General features: G+C 32.3%; 10 protein-coding genes. All 10 read left to right on the top strand.

What is annotated here, in order from left to right; genetic code table 11:
• Positions 1 to 3 precede the first annotated feature (3 nt).
• Positions 4 to 891 (top strand): glycine--tRNA ligase subunit alpha, encoded by an 888-nt coding sequence (gene glyQ / locus J2S72_RS04065; RefSeq protein ID WP_023054767.1) that lies wholly within the window; start codon positions 4 to 6, stop codon positions 889 to 891.
• Complete coding sequence (gene glyS / locus J2S72_RS04060) at positions 891 to 2957, top strand: glycine--tRNA ligase subunit beta (protein ID WP_023054745.1); 2067 nt, start codon at positions 891 to 893, stop codon at positions 2955 to 2957. The genes glyQ and glyS overlap by 1 nt, the downstream gene beginning before the upstream one ends.
• A 9-nt stretch (positions 2958 to 2966) precedes the next feature.
• Positions 2967 to 3584, top strand: coding sequence for a helix-turn-helix transcriptional regulator (locus tag J2S72_RS04055; RefSeq protein WP_023054758.1), 618 nt, complete (start codon positions 2967 to 2969; stop codon positions 3582 to 3584).
• The gene (locus J2S72_RS04050) at positions 3584 to 4399 is read left to right on the top strand and encodes a pyruvate, water dikinase regulatory protein (protein ID WP_023054757.1); all 816 of its coding nucleotides are present in this window, start codon (positions 3584 to 3586) and stop codon (positions 4397 to 4399) included. Before J2S72_RS04055 ends, J2S72_RS04050 begins: the two co-directional genes overlap by 1 nt.
• A complete protein-coding gene (locus J2S72_RS04045; protein WP_023054764.1) occupies positions 4399 to 5427 on the top strand; it encodes a deoxyguanosinetriphosphate triphosphohydrolase in 1029 nt (342 codons plus the stop codon). Before J2S72_RS04050 ends, J2S72_RS04045 begins: the two co-directional genes overlap by 1 nt.
• On the top strand, positions 5408 to 7198 hold the full coding sequence (gene dnaG / locus J2S72_RS04040; RefSeq protein ID WP_307495023.1) for a DNA primase: 1791 nt from the start codon (positions 5408 to 5410) through the stop codon (positions 7196 to 7198). The genes J2S72_RS04045 and dnaG overlap by 20 nt, the downstream gene beginning before the upstream one ends.
• The gene (gene rpoD / locus J2S72_RS04035; RefSeq protein WP_307495022.1) at positions 7191 to 8282 is read left to right on the top strand and encodes an RNA polymerase sigma factor RpoD; all 1092 of its coding nucleotides are present in this window, start codon (positions 7191 to 7193) and stop codon (positions 8280 to 8282) included. Before dnaG ends, rpoD begins: the two co-directional genes overlap by 8 nt.
• Positions 8279 to 8971, top strand: coding sequence for a tRNA (adenine(22)-N(1))-methyltransferase (locus J2S72_RS04030; RefSeq protein ID WP_307495021.1), 693 nt, complete (start codon positions 8279 to 8281; stop codon positions 8969 to 8971). The genes rpoD and J2S72_RS04030 overlap by 4 nt, the downstream gene beginning before the upstream one ends.
• A complete protein-coding gene (locus J2S72_RS04025) occupies positions 8946 to 9695 on the top strand; it encodes a Nif3-like dinuclear metal center hexameric protein (RefSeq protein WP_307495019.1) in 750 nt (249 codons plus the stop codon). The genes J2S72_RS04030 and J2S72_RS04025 overlap by 26 nt, the downstream gene beginning before the upstream one ends.
• 362 nt (positions 9696 to 10057) lie before the next feature.
• Positions 10058 to 14846: InlB B-repeat-containing protein (locus J2S72_RS04020; RefSeq protein WP_307495017.1), on the top strand; the 4789-nt coding region annotated here is incomplete at its 3' end.

Here is a 14846-nt window from a genome sequence, read left to right as displayed (position 1 = left end):
TAAATGTTATACTTTCAAGATTTAATTAAAAAATTACAAAATTATTGGATGGAAAGAGGAGCGGTTATTATGGAGGCCTACGACACTGAAAAAGGTGCAGGCACTATGAATCCATATACCTTTTTAAAGGCCCTTGGACCGGAACCATGGAGAGTTGTTTATGTAGAGCCTTCAAGAAGACCTGCAGATGGAAGATATGGAGAAAATCCAAATAGACTTTATCAACATCACCAACTTCAAGTTATTTTAAAACCATCTCCTGAAAATGTTCAAGAACTTTATTTAGGAAGCCTTGAAGCAATAGGAATAGATACAAAAATTCATGACATAAGGTTTGTTGAAGACAACTGGGAATCTCCTACAGTAGGAGCGTGGGGCCTCGGTTGGGAAGTTTGGCTTGATGGAATGGAAGTTACTCAATTTACTTATTTTCAACAAGTAGGTGGAGTTCCCTGTCAATTGGAATCAGCTGAATTAACTTATGGCCTTGAAAGAATAGCCATGTATCTACAAAATGTGGAAACTGTTTATGACATTATGTGGAATGAAAAAATATCTTATGGAGATATTTTTAAAATAAATGAATTTGAACAATCAAAATACAGTTTTGAAGTGGCAGATGTAGAAATGTTAAAATCACTTTTTGACATTTATGAAAAAGAAAGTTTAAGAGTTATTGATCTTGGATTAGTTTTGCCTGCCTATGACTATGTATTAAAATGTTCCCATGCATTTAATTTACTTGATGCAAGAGGTGCCGTATCTGTATCTCAAAGGGCTTCATATATTTCAAGGGTTAGAAACTTGGCATCAAAAGTTGCAAGAGGATATTTAAAACAAAGAGAAGATATGGGATATCCTTTAAAGGACAGCTTAAAGGAGGAATTTTAGTGAGATATTTACTTGAAATCGGAGTTGAAGAATTACCTGCAAGGTACGTTAAAATGGCACTTAGCCAATTAAAAGAAAAAGCTGAAAAACTTCTTAAAGAAAATTTAATAGGATTTAGTTCAACTGAGGTTTATGCAAGCCCAAGAAGACTTACTCTTTTTATAAATGATATAGATAATAATCAAGAAGATATTGAAGAGTGGGTTAAAGGACCTTCTAAAAAAATATGTTTTGATGAAGAAAATAAGCCAAGTAAACCCCTAAAAGGTTTTATGAAATCACAAGGATTAAGCCTTGATGATATAGAATTTAGAGATCTTAAAGGAACTGAATACGCCTATGGTTTTATCCATAAAAAAGGTCTTTTAACAAAAGATTTATTTAAAACAGAAATAGCTAATTTAATTAAATCTATAAATTTCCCTAAAAACATGAGGTGGGGCGGAAAAAACATAAGATTTGCAAGACCTATAAGATGGATTGTTTCCATGGCCGATTCTGAAGTTTGGGGCTTTGATTTTGAAGGCATTAAAGTTTCAAATGTAACAAGAGGACACAGATTTTTGGGCTCAGACAATATCCTTATAGATCATGTCAACAATTATGAAAAACTTTTAAAAGAAAACTATGTTATTTTAAATCAAGAAGAAAGAAAAGAAATAATTAAATATGGCTCCAAAAAGAAGGCAAAATCTTTAGGCGGAGAAATTTATGAAGATGAAGACCTTTTAGAAGAACTTACTTTCATAAACGAATATCCAACTCCTATTGTAGGAAATGTCAAAGAAGAATATCTATCTCTTCCTAAGGCGGTAATAACAACTCCTATGAGAGACCATTTAAGATTTATTCCTATATATGCTGAAGATGGAGAATTGCTTCCATATTTTATAACAATTAGAAACGGCACATCAGATCATGAAGAAATTGTAGCAAGAGGAAATGAAAAAGTCTTAGGAGCAAGACTTGAAGATGCAAAGTTTTTCTACAAGGAAGACATCTCAAAACCTCTTGAAGATTATGTGGATGCTTTACATGGTTTGATTTTTCAAGATAAACTTGGAACAATGTATGAAAAGTCTCAAAGAATAAAAAAACTAAGCGGTCAAATAGGAGAATACCTTAAAGTAGCTGATGAAACAATAGATGCTCTTGATAGGGCTTCGATACTTGCAAAGGCTGACTTAACAACTCATATGGTTACTGAATTTACTGAACTTCAAGGACTTATGGGAAGTATTTATGCAGAGCTTTCAGGGGAAGAAAAAATTGTTTCAAAAGCAATTTACGAACATTATTTACCAAGATTTGCAGGAGATGAATTGCCAAAATCAACAACAGGTTCAATTCTTGCAATTGCAGATAAAATTGATACCATAGTGGGACTTTTTGCCATAGGTCTTGTGCCAACAGGTTCTCAAGATCCCTTTGCCTTAAGAAGACTTGCTATAGGTGTAATTAATATTATTCTTGAAAAAAATTGGGATGTAAATTTAGAAGAAATTACTGATTATGCACTTTATAATTATGTTCAAGAAAACAACTTAACCTTTGATTATGAAAAAGTAAAGGAACAAATCATAGAATTTTTCAAGGGAAGACTTAAAAACATACTTGAAGAAAGAAACATAAGATACGACATAATTGATGCTGTTATAGATGATTCAAAATCAATTGTAGATGTAAGTATAAAAGCTGATAAACTTCAAGAATACTTTAAAGAAGATAAAGGGGAATTAGTTGACGCTATAAAGAGAATTCATAATTTAGCAAAAAAATATACTGAGGGAACATTTGATGGTGCTCTTTTAAAAGAAGAACAAGAAAAGGAATTTTTCTCAGCCTATGAAAATATAAAAGATTCCTTTAATGACTCAATAGCAACAAAGAAATACACTGAAGCTTTAGATATTTTTAAAACTATTGTAAAAGAAGTAAACAACTATTTTGACAATATTATGGTTCTTACAGAGGACGAAGAACTTAAAAATAATAGATTGGCAATGCTTAAAGAAATTGACAATTCACTGAAAGAAGTTTTAAATATTGAAAAAATAACGGAATGATGGTGAAAAATGGAATTATCCAAAAGACAGGTAAAAATTGTAGATATAGTTAAAAAATCTCAGCCTATAACAGGCGATGAAATTGCCGATACATTAAAATTATCAAGAGCAACTATAAGACCTGATTTGGCAGTTTTAACAATGATTGATATTTTAGGAGCAAGACCTAAGTATGGCTATTTTTATAAGGGCATGGTGGAGCTAAAATCATTTAGTGATAGAGTTAGAAATAATCTTGTTGAAGACTATATGAGCGTTCCCTATGCTGTTGAAACCGGGACTAGTATTTATGATTCAATAGTTGAAATGTTTATAAATAATATAGGAACTTTATTTATTGTTGAAAATTCTTATATAAAGGGAGTGGTTTCAAGAAAAGATTTAATCAGAGCAAGTCTTGGAAATATGGAACTTACTAAAACTCCTATAGATATTATTATGACGAGAATGCCCAACATAATAACAATAGATCCTAAAATGAATGTTTATGAAGCCGCAAGAGAACTTTTTGTTCACGAGTTTGACGGCATGCCTGTAGTCGATGAAGATGGAAAAGTTCTTGGCAGGTGGACAAAGACAAATATATTGGATTTATTTGTAGAATTTGGACAAATGGAGGAAAAGTAATGGATAATTTTTTAAATATATTTGTTATTTCTGATTCTGTAGGAGAAACAGGAGAATTAATAGCAAAAGCCGCAGTAAAACAATTTGAATCATCAAACTTTAGGATAAAGAGATTTCCCTACCATAACAGCGTTGAACAAATAGGACCGATTTTAGATTTAGCTGCAAAATATGAAAAATCTATTATTTTTTACACAAATGTTGTAGATGAAACAAGAACTTTTATAAAAAATAGAGCTAAAGAATTAAATTTACACATTGTAGATGTAATGGGTCAGCCTATGGCTGAAATAGAAAAAATTTTCGGCTATCCTCCATTGCGTGAACCAGGATTAATAAGACGACTTGATGAAAATTATTTTAAGAAAGTTGAAGCAATTGAATTTGCAGTAAAATATGATGACGGAAAAGATCCCAGAGGAGCAAGAAAAGCTGATATTTGTCTTGTAGGAATTTCCAGAACATCAAAAACTCCTCTTTCCATGTATCTTGCAAATAAATTTTATAAAGTTGCAAATATACCTCTTGTGCCGGAAGTAGGAGTTCCTAAAGAAGTTTTTGAAAAAGATGTAGATAGGGTAATAGGACTTATATGCAGACCAGAAAAACTTATAACAATAAGAGAAGAAAGATTAAAGTCTTTGGGTCTTTCATCAGGAGCAAGATATGCAAATTTTGATAGAATCAGAGAAGAACTTGAGTATTCAAAAAAAATAATGGAAGAAATAGGCTGTATAGTTATAGATGTAACTGACAAGGCTATTGAAGAAACTGCAGAAATAATTCTTGAACACATTAAGAGAAAGGGTCTTTAATGAATTTAAGAGAAAAAAGAGAAGAACTTGAGCATTTAATTTTAAAACCTTATGCCTCCTTTGCCGACAGGACAAAAAGGAAAAAAGAAGAAGAAAAGGATTTAATAAGAACTGAATATCAAAGAGATAGAGATAGAATCATTCATTCAAAATCTTTCAGAAGGCTAAAACATAAAACTCAAGTTTTTATATCTCCAGGAAAAGATCATTTTAGAACAAGATTAACTCACACCCTCGAAGTTGCTCAAATTGGAAGAACAATAGCAAGAGCTTTGGAACTTAATGAAGATTTAGTAGAAGCGACAGCACTTGGCCATGACTTAGGCCACACACCCTTCGGTCATAGTGGAGAGGCAGTCCTTAATAAACTTCATCCCAATGGATTTAGACACAATGAACAAAGTTTAAGAGTAGTAGAGCTTCTTGAAAATAAAATAGATAGAGTAGGATTAAATCTTACAGAAGAAGTTAAGGACGGAATTTTAAATCACAGTGGAAGTAATTTAGCTTCAAGTCTTGAAGGACAAATTATTAAATATGCAGACAGAATTGCTTATATAAATCATGACATAGACGATGCTATAAGAGCAGGAATTTTATCCAATGAAGATCTGCCTAAAGAATTAATAGAAATTTTGGGAGACACTCACTCAAAAAGAATAAACTCCATGATAACAGCCATTATTAGAAAAAGTTATGGCAAAGCTCTTATAGAAATGGATAGAGATTACTATGAAGCAACAATGAAACTAAGACAATTTATGTTTAATAGGGTCTATTTAGATAAAATTGTAAAAGCAGAAGATGAAAAAGTTAATAGACTTTTGGAAAATTTATATCGTTTTTATAAAAAAGATTTAAATAGAATTCCTAAAGAACATTTAAAAATCTATGAAAATATAGATCATACAGACGATGATATAGTAACTGATTATATAGCAGGAATGACAGATACTTATGCTATAAATGTATTTGCAGAAATATATATTCCTAAGGGATGGGATAATCGTGAGCTTAATAATAAATGATGACGTTCTTGATGAAATAAGATCAAGAGCGGATATTGTAGATTTAATTTCTGAATATGTCAACTTAAAAAAAAGGGGCGCAAACTATATGGGATTGTGCCCTTTTCATGGTGAAAAAACCCCATCTTTTTCAGTGAGCCCCTCAAAACAAATTTTTCACTGCTTCGGTTGCCATGCAGGTGGAGATGTCATTACTTTTGTAATGAAAAGAGAAAACATGAATTTTAGAGAAGCCTGTATTTTTCTTGCAGATAAGTATGGTATTGAACTTGCAGAATCAAAACAAAACGTAAACTACAAAGAAGAAACTAATAAAAGAGAAAGATGCTATGAGGCAAATAAGCTTGCTGCCCTTTATTTTATGAATAAGCTAAAACAAAATAAAGAAGCTCTTTCATATTTGGAAAAAAGGGACATTCAAGAAAAAACAATAAACACATTTGGTTTAGGCTATGCAGATGACTCTTGGGACGGTTTAAAAAACTTTTTAAAATCAAAAGGCTTTACCGAAGAAGAACTTACAGACTACAACTTAATAAGTAAGTCGGATAAGGGTAGATATTATGATAGATTTAGAAATAGAATAATGTTTCCTATAATTGATACAAAAAAAAGAGTCCTAGGATTTGGCGGAAGAGTAATGGATAAATCAGAACCTAAATACCTAAACTCAAGAGATACAATAGTTTTTCACAAGGGGAAAAATCTCTACAACTTAAATTTAGTTTCACAAAATAGCGAAAGAAAAAGAATTTTACTTGTTGAGGGCTATATGGATGTTATTTCTCTTTACAAAAGTGGTATAAATTATAGTGTAGCAAGTCTTGGTACTGCTCTTACAAGTGATCAGGCGAAAATAATTAAAAGATACGGACAAGAAGTTTTAATTTGTTATGATGGAGATGCGGCAGGAATAAAGGCAACTCAAAGAGCAATTGAAATTTTAAGATCCGAAGATATAGCGCCTAAAATTGTAAGCTTGCCAAACAATTTAGACCCTGACGAGTATATTAAAAAGTATGGAAAAATAAATTTTGAACTTTGTTTAAAAGAAGCCAAGAATTTTATGGATTATAAAATCGAAAATATAAAAGCAAATTTTGATTTAAATTCATCCCTTGGAAAAAGTAATTTTACAACAGAAGTGGCAAAACTTATTTCAAGTCTTAAAAATCCCATAGAAAGGGACGTCTACATTACAAAGATTTCTTCAGAGTATAAAATTACAAGACAGGCCATAATGAATTATATTTCTCTTTATTCTAAAAATTATGGAGAAAGCAAAAAAAATAAGTTAAGAAGCTTTAAAACTGAAAAAAAATTTATAAAGCCTAAAAGAATATTTTCAGGGAAAAATCAAAGAGAGCTTCTACTTATAAAATACGCCCTCTATAGTAGCGACTTATATTATAATTTAAAGGCAAAATTGGATCTTGAAGATTTTGAAGATCCCGATGCAAAAAGGGTTTTTGAAAATTTAGATGACTTGTACGAAAAAAAAGTAAATGATAAAATAGGATACTTGTTGGAGAAAAAGTATATTTCTGAAAGTTTCAAAAGACAACTTGATGAAGTGATGATTGATACTTATAATGCAGATGCAATTATAAAAGATTTAGTAAAAGCAATTAAAATCAATAAAATAGAGCAAAAAAGAGATGAAATTTTGAATAAAATCAAAAATTTTGACCCCAAGGGTCCTTCTCTTGAAGATTTATCAAAGAAACTTACAGAGCTTAATAATAAACTAAAGGGAGGCTTATATGACTGATAAGATTGAATATGATGATATTCCCGAATCAAAAGAATCAATAATAGATACACTTATGCAAAGTGGTAAAAAAAAGGGCAACCTCACTTATGATGAAATAATAGATGCTCTTGATGAAGTTCAAATGGACAGCGATGAAATAGATAACATTTATAAAAACTTTGAAGAATCTGGAATTGAACTTTTAGATGATGATAAACTTGAAGACGAAGATGAAAAGAAAGATGAAAAGGAAATTTCTGTTCCCAAGGGCATAAGTGTAGATGACCCAGTAAGAATGTACTTAAAAGAAATTGGAAAAATTCCCCTTTTAACAGCAGATGAAGAAGTGTCCATAGCAAAGAGAATGGAAGAGGGAGAATTTCTTGCAAAAAAAGAACTGGCAGAAGCAAACTTACGTCTTGTAGTTTCCATAGCAAAAAGATATGTAGGTAGAGGAATGTCTTTTCTTGATTTAATTCAAGAAGGAAATTTGGGCCTTATGAAAGCAGTTGAAAAGTTTGATTATACAAAGGGATTTAAATTTTCAACTTATGCAACTTGGTGGATAAGACAAGCAATAACAAGAGCCATAGCAGACCAAGCAAGAACAATAAGAATACCAGTACACATGGTAGAAACAATAAATAAACTTGTAAGAGTACAAAGACAACTTGTTCAAGAGTTAGGAAGAGATCCACAACCAGAAGAAATAGCAAAAGAAATGAATATAGAAGTTGAAAAAGTAAGAGAAATACAAAAAATCGCTCAAGAACCAGTTTCTCTTGAAACTCCCATAGGAGAAGAAGAAGACTCACATCTTGGAGATTTTATACCTGATGAAGAAATTCAATCTCCATCAGACGCAGCAACATTTCAACTTTTAAAAGAACAATTAGGATCAGTTCTTGAAACTTTAACAGACAGAGAGAAAAAAGTCTTGACCCTTCGTTTCGGTTTAAATGATGGAAGAAGCAGAACTCTTGAAGAAGTTGGAAAAGAATTTGATGTAACAAGAGAAAGAATAAGACAAATAGAAGCAAAAGCATTAAGAAAATTAAGACACCCAAGCAGAAGCAGAAAATTAAAGGATTATTTAGAATGATATCAAAAAGACTTTTGAGCCTTGCAAAATATGTAGAAGGCGAAAATATTGCAGATATAGGCACAGATCACGGATTTGTGCCTGTTTTTTTAAGAGAAAATACAAAAATAAAAAAAATAATAGCAACAGACATTTCAAAAGCATCCTTGGAGAAATCTATAGAACTGGCAAAAATTAAAAATATAAAGGACATAGATTTTAGAGTGGGCGATGGAATAAAAATCTTAGAAAAAAATGAAGTAGACACCATTATAATTGCAGGAATGGGAGGAATTTTAATTTCAAAAATATTGGAAGAATCCTCTGAAATTGCAAAAAATGTAAGACTTATTCTTCAACCTATGCAAGCAAGCGAAGAACTTAGAACCTATCTTTGCGAAAGAGGCTTTGAAATAATTGATGAAGAAGTAATATTTGAAGATAAAAGATACTTTGAAATAATAGTAGCAAAATATGACGGAAAAATTAGAAAATTAAAAAAATATGAAAATTTCTTGCCCTTAAAAGCCCTAGAAAAAAAGAAGGAAGAAGCCATAAACTTTGTAAAATTTAAAATAGAAAAAAACCTTAAAATTATGGAAAATTTAAAAGGTAACACAAAAAAACCCTTAATAAGATACATGGAGCTTAAGGGAGAAAATAATTATTTTAAGGAGGTTATAAATGACAAAAGTAAAAGAAATAATTGAGTTTATAAAAAGTATTGCACCAGAATATATGCAAGAAGATTGGGACAATTCTGGAAGTCAATTATATTTTGATCAAGATACCCCTGGAGTCATGCTTACACTTGACGTTACAGACAGTGTAATAGACGCTACAATCAAAGAAAATTATAAATTAATACTAAGTCATCACCCTATGATATTTGATGGCTTAAAATCCATTGTAGAGGGTCAGTATCTTTCAGATAATATAATAAAAGCAATTTTTAATAGAATATCCATTTATTCAGCCCACACCTCTTTAGACTCAGCAAAAGGGGGAGTAAATGATGCCCTATGTGAAGAACTAAAGTTAAAAATAATGAGTCCCTTAGGGAAAGGCCAATCAGGCTATACAATGGGATATATTTGCCAGTATGAAAAAGCTTTATCCTTTGAAGAATTTAAAAAAAGTCTAAAAAAATATAATGTAAAAATTTATGGAAGACCAAGAGAAATAAAAAAAGTTGCCATCTGCGGAGGAAGCGGCATGGATTTTTTTGAAGAAGCAAAAAAGTGTGATGCCTTTATAACAGGAGATGTAAAATATCATGATGGACAAAAAGCCTATGAGAATAACCTTACTCTTGTGGATATGGGTCATTATACAAGCGAAAAATTTGTTTTGGAAAAATTAAAAAAATTACTTTTAAATGAATTTAAAAATTTGAAAGTGGATATAGCAGAAAGTGATTTTCAAATAAAATAAAAAACTAAAATTGAGTAACATATAAAGTTAAAAAATACCGAAGATAATTTTTCTCTGGTATTTTTTTATAAATTTCTATACACTTTTAATTATTTGGAAAATAAGGAAACTATTATTATTTTATTACTTTTATAGTTAATTTAACCTTTGGATGGGGTATAATAATAGTACTAGCTATATATTAAAATACCCTTTAGCTATGGGGGGTATAAAAGCAATAATGCTTATGTATTTATAAGCATTAAACCTAAATTCACATTTAAATTTAATCTATATGAAATGAAATATTTTATGCTAAACCCTAGTAAAATTTACAACATATAAAATTTAATTTAGCATATGGATTAGAGAGGGGAGAAGGTATGAAGAAGAAAAAATTAGTAAGGCCAGTTGCCATGGCCATGGCAGTGTCTTTAGCTTTCGGATCAATACCATACAATGTTATGGCAAATGAACCGACAAGTCGTATAGAACAACCCGCGGCAAATAACATGGCACCTTGGCAACCCATGAGGGGAGGTGTACCGGCAGATGCTATTTCAAGTGCAACCTACTACACTAAGGCAAACTGGGAAAACAAAATCAAGGACAAATCCCGTTGGAAGGTGGAGGACTCTCAAACATTAGTTAGAGTAACTACATCTGATCCAATTCAAATGAACGACATCGACTATGATGGTATGTTCATTGATGCAAACGGCAGATACGTAATTAGGCTTGTTTACAAAGAAAAGACACAAGCTGCTTCGGTTGTTTGGCACAAGGCTTTAATTAATTTTGGGGATCTTGAAAAGTTCGTCGACTTTGATTTATCACGTGTTGTAGGCAGAGACGGTACGACTCAATACAAACTTGAAAATGTAAACGGAATTGTCGGTAGGTCTTTTGATTTGCCATCCGCTGTTGGAGGTAGAGCTAACCAAAGAAAGAATCTACCTATCAACTTAGTTTTAAAAGAAGGGGTTAATCTTGATACTCTAGGACAAGAAAACTTTATTGTCCAAATGAGATTAACAACTGATGATTATTCGAAAGTATACGCTTATGCACCGGGTAAATCCTCTATGGACTACTCAACTTATACTAAGACTACAGGTGTTTCAATAGCTGATAAGGTAAACTCTTTATTTTTAAAGGGCGGTTTGCAAGCAGATAGTAATAATGCAACAAATCAAGAGTTTTTTATGTCAGAATTTATTGCAAATCCGAAAAACTATAGCGACACATCAAACTTAGGTATAATTAGAACTCAATACATGGGTCAAACAAACACTATTGTAAGAAATACAGTTGGTGAAGAACCAATTGCTTTTACACAAGTTTTTGATGCTAATCTTGTTAATTATTTGAAAGCTGATTCTAAGGGAAATGTTGGATATGTCAATGTTATGACTGTCGCTAGAGAACTATCTCCATATACTAAAAATGTTGGAATACCAAAAGATAAGATAAACTACTCTGCTGATGGGAAATTAGCTTATATAGTTATTGGAACAAGTGATTTCAGTAAAGGTGACGTAAAAGTAGTACAAGTACCTCAACATGACCAATACACCATGTTATCTGGATTCTACATCACAGCTATTGATTATGTAGTAGACAAGGGTCAGTTTGAAAATACATTTAGTAGTGATAAAGTAAGAAAACTTAACTACTCAATGATGTCTGGCTGGACTAACCCTAACAACAAAGGATGGACTGTATTTGAAAAGAAATACGCTAATGATTATGTAGTTCCAGAGGGAGAATCATACTTAATAGATACAACTTCTAAACCTGCTGGAGATCAAATTATGATCCACATCGGTGGTGACCAAGCAATATCAAGAAAGCAACAAGGTTATTACAATGGCTTCGTTACCGGCAAGGACGCTGTTGATAGCATCACAAAATTTGCAGAAGGTGTATATAAATTTACACTTAGAGAAGGTGCTACAATAAAGGCTGGACAAAGTCTAAAGATTTACATGCCTTATGATTCAACCTTTACCGGCCCTGTAAACTTTCTTGAAACGCACAATGGCAGTAAGCTAAATGAAGGCGCAGCAACATTAACATTACAAAACGATAGAAATATCAATATGCACCTTTATACAGATCTTCCAAGAGGAGCATCCTTTAAATTAAAATACACTTTAAAAGATGCAACTGAACAAAAAGAATTAGTTTTCACTACACCTAAAGTAGGAACTTTATGGCAATATACTGACAGTGATAAGGTTTTGACAGGAGTACCAAACAGATCAATCTTAAACTCTGGTGGTAACTTCTGGATTAACACTAAAAAATTAGAGCCGGGAAAAGACATTATTGTAGAAGCTTATGATAATAACGGCAATAAGATTGATTCTAAAACATCATGGTTTAAGTATGTAAATATAGATAAGATAGAAAATACAAATAAAATAGCATGGACTGACCACTCTGATAAGTCAGCAATCCTTTCTATAAACAAATCACTTTATGTTCCATATCAAGTTTTATTTACAAATGACTATGCAGAAGGAACTGATGATTTCTACCGAGATCCAAGAGCATTTACTGGAACTAATGATGACTTTAAGAAAGACACAAAAGAAATTGTTGGTTACACTAAATATGATGGCGGTAAAGTAAGAACACTTTATGAAGAAGGAAGAGTTGGCAAACTTTACGCAAAAGTTGAAGCTGACGAAAACGAATATGATAAAGATGGTAATTTAGCCGGCAGCGATGTAAGAAAAGATGTAACTATTAAAAAAGCAGACATCTTCGATGCTCAATTTAATGAAGAAGAAAAAACATATAAGGTTTATGAATATAAGGTAGATTTGACAAAGATGCTTCCTTATCATTCAGATGATAAAACTGAAACAAAACTTGAACTTAAAAAGGATATGAAGTTTGTTTCAACTGCATCAGACGGTTCATCACTTCCATCTGACCTATATGAAACAAGAGTTAGAGCAAGAGTATTATTTGATACAACAGATGGTCAATTTGCAGATAATACAAAGAAAGCTGTTAAGATTGTACCAGACAACGTTAAGTTCTACGGAGAAAAAGGCTACACAGCTAACGGCTTCGAAGGCGATAATGTTGAAGCAAACACTGGAGACAAATTCCCAGACGCACCAAAATCAGGAACAAAAACATTCTTAGGTTGGGTTACTGAAGAAGGTAAAAAAGCTTTAGGAAATGCAGTAGTAACAACTGCTCAATTTAATGCTCTTAGCAAGGATAAAGTATTTACAGCAACTACACCTGTTACAAAACACTTAGTTGTATATGCTATCTATACAAATGATAAGGTAGTAACATTTGATGCTAATGGCGGTAAATTTACAGACGGAAAAGATGAAATGACTAAGCAAAGCAGCGATTTAGCAAATGTTGAAAAGCCTTCAAGAGATGGATATAAATTCTTAGGTTGGGCAGCAACAAAGGACGCTACAAAAGCTGATGCTGATATATTGAAAAATGTAACTGATTCAAAAACTGTATATGCAGTTTGGGAAAAGACTGCTGAAAAATTAACATTAAATGATCCAACACCTGTTGAAGTAAAAGATCTAAAATCATTAACATCAGATGAAAAAGACAAGGTTAAAGATGCTGTTATAAAAGCAAATCCAACTTTAACAAAGGATGAAATCACAGTAGCAGATGACGGTACAGTAACAGTAAAAACTAAAGATGGCAAGACTGGAACATTAGCACATGAAAAAACTGTAAAACAAAAAGAAGTTGCTAATGAATTCAACCCACCTAAAGAACCAGTACCTGTTGAAAATAAAAACTCACTAACAGATGACGAAAAAACAAAAGTTAAACAAGCTGTAAAAGATGCTAACCCAGATAGAAACTTTACAGATGATGATATTACTGTAGAAAATGACGGTACTGTAAAGATCAATCAAGGTGGTAAGACAGGAACAATCCCAGCTGACAAGACAGTTGTACAAAAAGATACTATCCTTAATCTTCAAGCACCAGACAAAACAGAAGTAAAAGACACTGCAAACTTAACACAAGAAGAAAGAGAAAAGGTTGCAGCAGCAGTTAAAGAAAAGAATAGTCTTGCTGATGGCGATAAGATTGAAGTTGACAGCAAGGGTAATGTAACAGTTACAACTGCAGATGGTAAGAAGACTGGTAAATTAGAAGGAAAAGATACAGTAAAACCATTTGACAGAGCTGGCAAAACATTAAATGACCCAGAAAAAACACCTGTAGGAAATCTTGCTAAACTTACAGATGCAGAAAAACAAGCTGTAAAATACGCAGTAAAAGCAGCTAATAAAGACTTAGACTTCAAAGATGACGAAATCCAAGTTGCTGATGATGGTACAGTAACAGTGCCAATGGGAACAGCTGGAGATCAAACTATTACAGCTGATAAAACAGTTAAACAAGCAACAGATGATGATAAAATGATTCCATTAAAAGCACCAGAAAAAACAGAAGTTGCAGATAAGACAAACTTAACACAAGATGAAAAAGATAAAGTTAAAGAAGCTGTTATCAAAGCTAATCCAAGCATAGCAACTGGCTATGATATCCAAGTAGCAAATGACGGATCAGTAACAGTAACACAAGGCGAAGGAGCAAATCAAAAACTTGGACAACTTTCAAAAGATGATACAGTTTATGAAAAGATTAAAGCTCCAAAAGCACCAGTTCCAGTAATAAATCCATCAAGCTTAACAGATGACGAAAAAGAAGCTGTTAAGAAAGCAGTTAAAGATGCAAATCCAAATCTACCAAAAGATGCAACAGTAACTGTAGGCAATGACGGAACAGTAACTGTAACAGATAAAGATGGCAAAGAAATTGGTAAATTAACACCAGCACAAACTGTTAAGAAAGCAGAAGACACAACAGCACCAGGAGCACCAAAAGTAGAAGCAAAAGACGATGGAAGCGTAACAGTAACACCACCAACAGATGAAGATACAAAGACAGTAACTGTAAAATACAAAGACAACGATGGAAACGACAAGACAGTTACAGCAACAAAAGGTGATGATGGCACTTGGACAGTACCAGACGGATCAGACGCAACAGTAGATCCAACCACAGGAGTAATTACAATTCCAGCAGACAAAGTAAAAGATGGTACAGAAGTAAGTGCAAAAGCAACAGACAAAACTGGAAACACATCAACAGAAG

This window comes from Peptoniphilus koenoeneniae (assembly GCF_030812875.1).
In the GTDB taxonomy this organism is placed as follows: domain Bacteria; phylum Bacillota; class Clostridia; order Tissierellales; family Peptoniphilaceae; genus Peptoniphilus_B; species Peptoniphilus_B koenoeneniae.
This window is presented reverse-complemented; position numbering and strand designations above follow the sequence as displayed.

What these genes read in the sequence shown, in the direction of transcription:
- glyQ (WP_023054767.1), top strand. Translation starts at nt 4, where the DNA reads ATGTTATACTTTCAAGATTTAATTAAAAAATTACAAAATTATTGGATG.
- J2S72_RS04055 (WP_023054758.1), top strand. Translation starts at nt 2,967, where the DNA reads ATGGAATTATCCAAAAGACAGGTAAAAATTGTAGATATAGTTAAAAAA.
- J2S72_RS04050 (WP_023054757.1), top strand. Translation starts at nt 3,584, where the DNA reads ATGGATAATTTTTTAAATATATTTGTTATTTCTGATTCTGTAGGAGAA.
- J2S72_RS04045 (WP_023054764.1), top strand. Translation starts at nt 4,399, where the DNA reads ATGAATTTAAGAGAAAAAAGAGAAGAACTTGAGCATTTAATTTTAAAA.
- rpoD (WP_307495022.1), top strand. Translation starts at nt 7,191, where the DNA reads ATGACTGATAAGATTGAATATGATGATATTCCCGAATCAAAAGAATCA.
- J2S72_RS04030 (WP_307495021.1), top strand. Translation starts at nt 8,279, where the DNA reads ATGATATCAAAAAGACTTTTGAGCCTTGCAAAATATGTAGAAGGCGAA.
- J2S72_RS04025 (WP_307495019.1), top strand. Translation starts at nt 8,946, where the DNA reads ATGACAAAAGTAAAAGAAATAATTGAGTTTATAAAAAGTATTGCACCA.